Source organism: Piscinibacter sp. (assembly GCF_050175855.1).
Lineage (GTDB): Bacteria > Pseudomonadota > Gammaproteobacteria > Burkholderiales > Burkholderiaceae_C > Piscinibacter.
The window spans coordinates 24,720-31,561 of sequence record NZ_JBFXIO010000009.1 but is presented as its reverse complement, the minus strand read 5'-3'; the positions used below and the strand labels follow the sequence as shown (position 1 = coordinate 31,561).

General features: G+C 66.0%; 5 protein-coding genes, 2 tRNA genes and 1 pseudogene. 1 reads left to right on the top strand and 7 read right to left on the bottom strand.

The window, feature by feature from the left end:
• Window positions 1-1,374 (top strand): annotated as a pseudogene (locus tag AB7U92_RS01830) (conjugal transfer protein TraG N-terminal domain-containing protein); the annotation flags it as partial.
• Here AB7U92_RS01830 and AB7U92_RS01825 read toward each other — a convergent pair.
• From AB7U92_RS01825 to AB7U92_RS01795, 7 genes are all read right to left on the bottom strand, one after another.
• Window positions 1,375-1,698 carry a hypothetical protein gene (locus tag AB7U92_RS01825; RefSeq protein ID WP_146076039.1) on the bottom strand — a complete coding sequence of 108 codons (324 nt, stop codon included), beginning with the start codon at window positions 1,696-1,698 and terminating at the stop codon, window positions 1,375-1,377.
• A 112-nt stretch (window positions 1,699-1,810) separates the two neighbouring features.
• Window positions 1,811-3,097 carry a tyrosine-type recombinase/integrase gene (locus tag AB7U92_RS01820; RefSeq protein ID WP_428574125.1) on the bottom strand — a complete coding sequence of 429 codons (1,287 nt, stop codon included), beginning with the start codon at window positions 3,095-3,097 and terminating at the stop codon, window positions 1,811-1,813.
• Window positions 3,098-3,269: 172 nt separating this feature from the next.
• A tRNA-His gene (locus AB7U92_RS01815) sits at window positions 3,270-3,345 on the bottom strand.
• Between the two features lie 37 nt (window positions 3,346-3,382).
• A complete protein-coding gene (locus tag AB7U92_RS01810) occupies window positions 3,383-5,311 on the bottom strand; it encodes a SurA N-terminal domain-containing protein (RefSeq protein WP_428574123.1) in 1,929 nt (642 codons plus the stop codon).
• Window positions 5,312-5,441: 130 nt separating this feature from the next.
• A tRNA-Val gene (locus AB7U92_RS01805) sits at window positions 5,442-5,517 on the bottom strand.
• A gap of 16 nt (window positions 5,518-5,533) precedes the next feature.
• On the bottom strand, window positions 5,534-5,806 hold the full coding sequence (locus tag AB7U92_RS01800) for an HU family DNA-binding protein (RefSeq protein ID WP_428574121.1): 273 nt from the start codon (window positions 5,804-5,806) through the stop codon (window positions 5,534-5,536).
• Between the two features lie 188 nt (window positions 5,807-5,994).
• Window positions 5,995-6,840, bottom strand: a complete 846-nt coding sequence (locus AB7U92_RS01795) for a DMT family transporter (protein ID WP_428574129.1) — start codon at window positions 6,838-6,840, stop codon at window positions 5,995-5,997.
• Window positions 6,841-6,842 lie beyond the last annotated feature (2 nt).

Here is a 6,842-nt window from a genome sequence, read left to right as displayed (position 1 = left end):
TCGATGGTGGCCGGCGCCACGGCAGGTGCCGCCGCGGGCAATCTGAGCATGGGCAATGTCTCGATGGACCAGATCCGGCTCGCGCCGAACCGGACGTCCGCGTTCATGAGCAACTGGCAGAACGACACCAGCGGCAACACCTTCTCGTCAAACATGCTGACCGGCCGGACCGCCGTCAGCCTGCTGCGCAACCAGGGCTACGCGTCCCGGGTCGTCTCGATGCGCGTGAGCGAGCAGGACGTGCAGGACGCCAGCCGTCAGGTCGACGCAGCTCGCACCGAGGCCGTTGCCGCAAGCTCCGAACGTTCGACGGTGCTCTCCGAGGCGTTCACCAAGGGCTTGGCAAAGCTGAAGTCATCGCGGAGCAGCACGGGATCGACATCCAGCAGCTTCGAGCAGTTGGGGCAGACACTGAACCGGCTTGACCAGATCACGAGGAGCGTCGCCGACAGCACGGGGATGAGCCAGTCGCAAGTCGCACGAATCGCTTTCGGCGCCTCTGGTCATCTCGGTGTCTCCACACCAGTTGCCGGCGCTCGAGCAACTGCCAACGCAGAGAAGGGATACCTGGCGGGGCTTTCGGCAGACCAGCAGAGGGTACTGGGCGCCTTGACCTCGGAGCAGTTGGCCGAGTTCAAGCAGTTCGGCGACCGAGTGTCCCGCGACTCAAGCTTCGCGTCGGTTGTCGCATCTGACGCCCGCGAGGCACGTGAACTGTCTTCACGCTTGCACTCGAGCTCTACCCGGAGTTCGCGCGCCGAGGCCGGTCTCTCAGATCGGAGCGCCTATGCGGAGCGCGTGAGCGCAGCCTATGAACGGGGTGAGGTGATCGCGCTCGACATTGCCCAGGACCCGCACAACCTCGCCATGTTCACACGGTACGCCGAGCAGTACGGTGGCACGAGTGCCGCCGCCCGTGCCCTGATGGAGGCCGAGCTTGCCAGGCAGTCACTCGGACCGAACCGGACCCTCTCTGACGGTACTGCCGTGCCGCTGTCTTTTGAGTCCGTCAGGACGCAACATGCGCGGCAGGTCAATCAGCTGGCCGAGGGCCCAGATATCGAGAGCGTGAAACGCACTGGCGATGCTGCAGTCGCTCGCCAGCCCGGTCTGCCATCTGGCGCTGTACCTCCACCGAGCGCGCCCGGCACAGTCCGTGACGCAGTTTCACGGCGCGGCCAGGCGATCCGCGAAGGTGTTCAGCAACAGAGCGGCGCGTTGAACTCGGCTGCCGACGCCGGGCGAAGCGAGGATGGAACCTTGGTTGCAGGGCAATCACTGCTCAAGCGCGCCGCCAAGCAAGTAGCTGCGGATGCCAAGGAGTCCGCCGAGGGCGCTGCCGACGCAGTGAAGGACCTGCTGAAGCGAAGGTAGTCAGGCCAGCCGGTCCGGATCGTGGATGTGCTGATCCGGCGGCGGCGATGGTGGCTTCATGAGCGGCGGGTGGCCCCTGTCCCGCCAGTAGTTGGCTGCGATGTCTGCCGTAGACGTTCCCATCCCAGGAATGTCGTGACCAGTATCGACATCGTTTCGGGTCGCTCGCGCCTTGCGCCGGAACAGCGCACCACCTATTGCGATCCCAAACAGCGCAGCAATGCCTGCCAGCACGACCTGCGTTCCCACTCCGCTGTCAGCCCCAGACGTCCAGCCGACTGCTGCAAACGCAGCAACGACCAACAAGAGAAGGAGGCGTCTCATGGTCTCCTCACAAACGTCAGTTGCAGGACGCACAGTGTGAACTACGTGATCGCAAAAAGCGGCTACAGGCTGTTCCGGGACCGAGGCCGCTACGCAGCCGACGCAGGCGCCTTCACACAGGTGGCGCGCAACCTTCTGTTCGATGCGTCCCGTCTGCAGTCCGATCCTTCTCGCGAGGTCTGCCCAGCGGCTTGGTCTTGAGTTCGTCCAAATAGTCCGCCCAAGCCTTCATCATCTCGCGCCGCTGTTCGATGAACTCTGCCCTGTCGTAGGCAGCGCCCAGCGGGCCGGACTTCCCATGTGCCAGCTGGGCCTCGATCACGTCCGGCGCCACGTTGAGCCGCTCCACCATCACGGTACGGGCCATCGCCCGGAATCCATGGGGAGTCATCGTCTCGTTGTCGAAGCCTAGCCGGCGCAGGGCAACGCGGACCGTGTTCTCGCTCATCGGCCGCTTGGCACTGATCAGGGACGGAAACACGTATCGCCCTCGGCCGGTCAGCGGCATCAGGTCCTTCAGAGCGTCCACAGCCTGGGTGGCGAGCGGAACCAGGTGCGGCCTTCCGTTGATCTTCTCCCGCTTTGTCCGCTTCATCTTGGCGGAGGGTATCGCCCACATCCTTGCATCGAGATCCAGCTCGGCCCACTCCATCTGCCGGATGTTCCCTGGCCGCTGGAAGAGCAGCGCCGAGAGAAGCAGTGCCGCCCGGGTGACGGGGTGACCATGGTAGCCGTCGATCGCGCGCATCAAGTCGCCGACCTGATCCGGTTCGACGATCGCCGAGACGTGTCTGGTCAGCACCGGCTTCAGTGCGCCGCGCAGATCCGAAGCAGGGCTGCGCTCACAACGTCCGGTGGCAACGCCGTATCGAAACACCTGCCCGCAGGCTTCCAGCAGAGAGTGAGGCAGTTCGCGCGTGCCACGTGCCTCGACGCGCCGCAGCGTCTGCAGCAGCATCGGTGCGCCGATCTGGGACAGCGGAAGCTTGCCCAGCCAGGGGAAGATGTCCTTCTCGAGGCGCTCCATCCAGCGCTTGGCGTAGTGATCGCTCCAGCCGACCTTCTTGGTCGTGTGGAACTCGCGCGCGGTCACCTCGAAGCTGGCGTTGGCGTCGAACCGGGAACTGAGGCGCTCCACCTGCCGCGTGAGCACCGGATCTGCACCCGACTGATGTTGCTTGCGCGCATCATCACGTGCGACCCTGGCCTCCTTCAGACCCAGATCTGGATAGCCCCCGAGGGCAAGGCGCTTCTCCTTCCCGTCGAAGCGGTACTTCCAGAACCAGCGCTTGGACCCAGAGGGCGAGACCTCCAGGTACAGACCACCGGAATCGGCCAGGCGCACGCGGGGCCTACCCGCGTCGCAACTCGCGTTCTTGCACTGCTTGTCGGTGAGCATGGGGGAACAAAACGTCAAATGGCTGCGAACACGCCATTTGTTCCCCCAGATGTTCCCCCAACTTCGCTGCGCTGCCGTGGGACGGCAGGAGCCTTCCTGACTCAAGCGACTGTCTAAGTCGTTGATTTAGCGGGAAGTTCGGTCCGGCATGGGACCTGATGAAACGCTGGGATGGGGTGGCTGATGGGACTCGAACCCACGACAACAGGAATCACAATCCTGGACTCTACCAACTGAGCTACAGCCACCGCAGAGCCGCGCATTATAGCGGACGGCGCAGCGCCGTCAGAGCCCGGCCGGTGCGCTCGCGGCCTTCGCGGCGGGCAGGACCTCGGCGCCGAAACGCTGCTTGAGCGCGGCGTAGTAGGCCTGCGCCTCGGCGTCTCCCCAGGCCTGGCCGAATTGCGCCTGCAATTGCCGCGTGTCGGCCGCAGCCGGGTCGCGGGCCGTGACCTTGCTGATCCGCACCACCGCATAGCCCTGCGTGCCCTGCTCCACGCCGATGACGGCGGGCAGCTTGTCGGCCGGTGCGCGAAGCGCGGCATCGACGATGTCGCGCGCCACGTCCTTCGCGGCAGCGCGAGACACCATGACGGCGCTGCCAGGCATCGCGGCATCGGGCGACTTCTGCAACTCCGCCAGGCGCGCCTCGCCGTCCTTGCGCGCCAGTGCCGCTGCCTGCTTCGCGACGACCTGCTCGCGGACCTGCGCCTTGACCTCGTCGAAGCTGCGCTGCCGCGCCGGGCTGTACTGCACGATGCGCCCGGAAGCCAGCTGGCTCGGCCCGACCTCGACCGCCTCGACGTTGCGCTTGTTGGTGACCGAGTCGGTGCTGAACAGCGATTCGAGGAACTTGGCATTGCCCAGCGCCCCGGTCGCGCCCGGTGCCGGCGTGCGCTTCACGTCGGCTGCAGTGCGGATCTGCAGCTTGAACTTCTCGGCCGCCGGCTTGAGGCTGTCGGACTGCTCGTACACCATGTTGGTGAAATCGACTGCCGCTGCAGCGAATCGGCTCTGCGCCTGCTGGGTCTTGGCTTCGTTCTCGATCTCGGCGCGGACCTGCTCGAAGCTCTTCTTCTCGCCGCCTCGAATGCCGGTGACCTGGATGATGTGGTAGCCGAAGTCGCTCTCGACCACGCCGCTGATCTCGCCCTGCTTCAGGCCGAAGGTCGCGTCCTCGAAGGGCTTGACCATCGCGCCGCGGCCGAAGAAGTCGAGGTCGCCGCCACGCTGGGCCGAGCCGGGGTCGTCGCTGTTCTTGCGTGCGAGGTCGGCGAAACTGCCCGGCGACTTCTTCACTTCCGCCAGCAACTGTTCGGCCTTCGCCCTGGCCTTCTCGCGCTCGGCGGCCGGCGCGCTCTTCTCGGCCTTGACGAGGATGTGGCTGGCGCGGCGCTCTTCCGGCGTCGAGTGGCGCTTCTCGTTCTCGGCGTAGTACTTGCGCAGTTCTTCTTCCGGGATGCTGATGTCCTTCTTGATCGACTCCAGGTCGAGCACCAGGTACTCGATGCTGGCCTGCTCCGGGGCTTGGAACTGCGCGGCGTTCTCCGGCGCCTTGTAGTAGGCCTGCAGGTCGTCGTCGCTGGGGTTGACCTTGCCCAGGTAGCCCTTGGCGTCGAAGCGCTGCACCTGCACCTCGCGCTGCTGCAGCAGTGCGTCAAAGGCCGCGTTGCTCAGCGATGTCGGCGCGAACGCCGTGGCGCCGACGCCATCGAGAACCTGGCGCATGGTGGCGTCCTGCCGGATGCGGGCCTCGAACATTTCCGGCGTCATGCCCTGCGCGGACAGCAGCGCCTTGTAGGCGTCGACGTCGAAGCTTCCGTCGGGCTTCTTCAGCGAGGCGAGTTGCGGAATCGACAGCAGTTCGCGCTGCAGCCGTTCGTTGGTGGTGACGAGGTGGGCCTTGTTCGCGGCGGCCAGGAGCACGCGTTCACGGATCAGGCCGTCGAGCACCTGCTGTTTCATCTCCGGGGTGTCGAACAGCTTCGCATCCACGCCGGGCATCTGCCGGCGAACGCGCTCCACCTGTTCGCGCTGCGCCGCGCTCCACTCGGCCTGCGTGATGTTCTGGCCGGCTACCTTGGCCACGGGCTCGTTCTCGCCGCCGGTGAAGCGGCTGTAGCCCTGAATGCCGAAGAACACGAAGGACGGGAAGATCAGCAGCACGAGCACGAACTGCAGGATGCGGGTGTGCTTGCGGACGAAATCGAACATCGGAAGCCTCTATCGACAGCGGAATGTCCAGATGCGACAAAGGCGAACCTCGGTTCGCCTTCGGGTCTGGTGTGCTCGTCGGATTCTATCGCAGGCCCGGGGGCCAGGCGGTCCGGCCGCGAGGAGCCGGTGGTGGGTGCTGAGGGGTTCGAACCCCCGACCTACGCCTTGTAAGGGCGCCGCTCTACCAGCTGAGCTAAGCACCCGTGCAGATGAGCGGGCTCAGTTGACCGCGTCCTTCAGGGCCTTGCCCGGACGGAACTTCGGCACCTTGGCGGCCTTGATCTTGATCGTGGCGCCGGTGCGGGGATTGCGGCCGCTGCGCGCGGCACGCTTGCCGACGCTGAAGGTGCCGAAGCCGACCAGCGAGACGCTGTTGTTCTTCTTCAGCGTCTGCTTCACACCGCCGATCATGGCCTCCAGGGCGCGCGTGGCGGCAGCCTTGGAAATATCGGCCTGGCGGGCGATGTGCTCGATCAATTCAGACTTGTTCACGGGATGTCCCCCTCTCAAACGGTTTCTCGGACTGAATTCGGTGGGTGTCTCGGTGCATGCCGCTGCTCGGCACGCCCGGCGCGGGCCATTACATGCCGCGCCCCCTGGGCTGTCAAGGTCGGGAGGGCGATTCTAGGCGTAATCATGGACGCGGCAGCAGCCCCTATGACACACCTTTGCGCAGCGCGTCATCGCCCGTCGCGCACCACCAGTGCCACACCGATCACCGTCAGCGCCATGCCCAGCATCATGAGCGCCGTGAAGGCCTCGCCGAACAGGCCCCACGCCATCGCCGCGGTACACGGAGGCACCAGATAGAGCAGGCTCGTGACCTGCGTGGCTGCACCACGCTGGATCAGCAGGTACAGCAGTGAACTGCCGCCCAGGGTCAGCGCCAGCACGGACCAGGCCAGCGCGGCGATCAGATCTGGATGCCAGCGGATCGGCTCGCCCTCGAGCAGTGCGAGCGGCGCCGTCACCACGAACGCGGCCAGCAGTTGCACGGCGCTGGCGGCGCGCACGTCGGCCACGCGCACGAAGCGCTTCTGGTAGAGCGTTCCGACCGTCATGGCGATCAAGGCGCCCGTGGCGAAGAGCAGGTTCTGGACCGTGACTTCGCCGACGCCCAGCTTGCGCCAGACCACCAGTGTCAGGCCGGCCAGGCCCAACACCAGGCCCAGCCATTGCCGTGCCGACACGCGCGGCTGGCTGCCGGCGGTGGCGCTCAGCCAGACGGCGGTGAGCACCGGTTGCAGGCCGACGAGCAGCGCCACGGTGCCCGCCCCCATGCCCGCCTTCACCGCCGACCACACGCCGCCGAGGTAGCCGGCGTGCATGAGCACGCCGCTGACAACCAGGTGCAGCCACTGCTCGCGCGGCGGCAGGGCCACGCGCGAGATCAGCATCCACAGCGCAAAGCAGATGACCGACAGTGTGTAGCGCACCGCCAGGAATCCCAGCGGCGGCGCGTGCGGCATGGCCAGCCGGGCGACCACGAAGCCGGTGCTCCAGATCAGCACGAAGACCCAGGGCATCG

Bases quoted from the DNA above. Each gene is read 5' to 3' on its own strand.
- AB7U92_RS01825 (WP_146076039.1), bottom strand. From the start codon at position 1,698: ATGAGACGCCTCCTTCTCTTGTTGGTCGTTGCTGCGTTTGCAGCAGTC.
- AB7U92_RS01820 (WP_428574125.1), bottom strand. From the start codon at position 3,097: ATGCTCACCGACAAGCAGTGCAAGAACGCGAGTTGCGACGCGGGTAGG.
- AB7U92_RS01810 (WP_428574123.1), bottom strand. From the start codon at position 5,311: ATGTTCGATTTCGTCCGCAAGCACACCCGCATCCTGCAGTTCGTGCTC.
- AB7U92_RS01795 (WP_428574129.1), bottom strand. From the start codon at position 6,840: ATGCCCTGGGTCTTCGTGCTGATCTGGAGCACCGGCTTCGTGGTCGCC.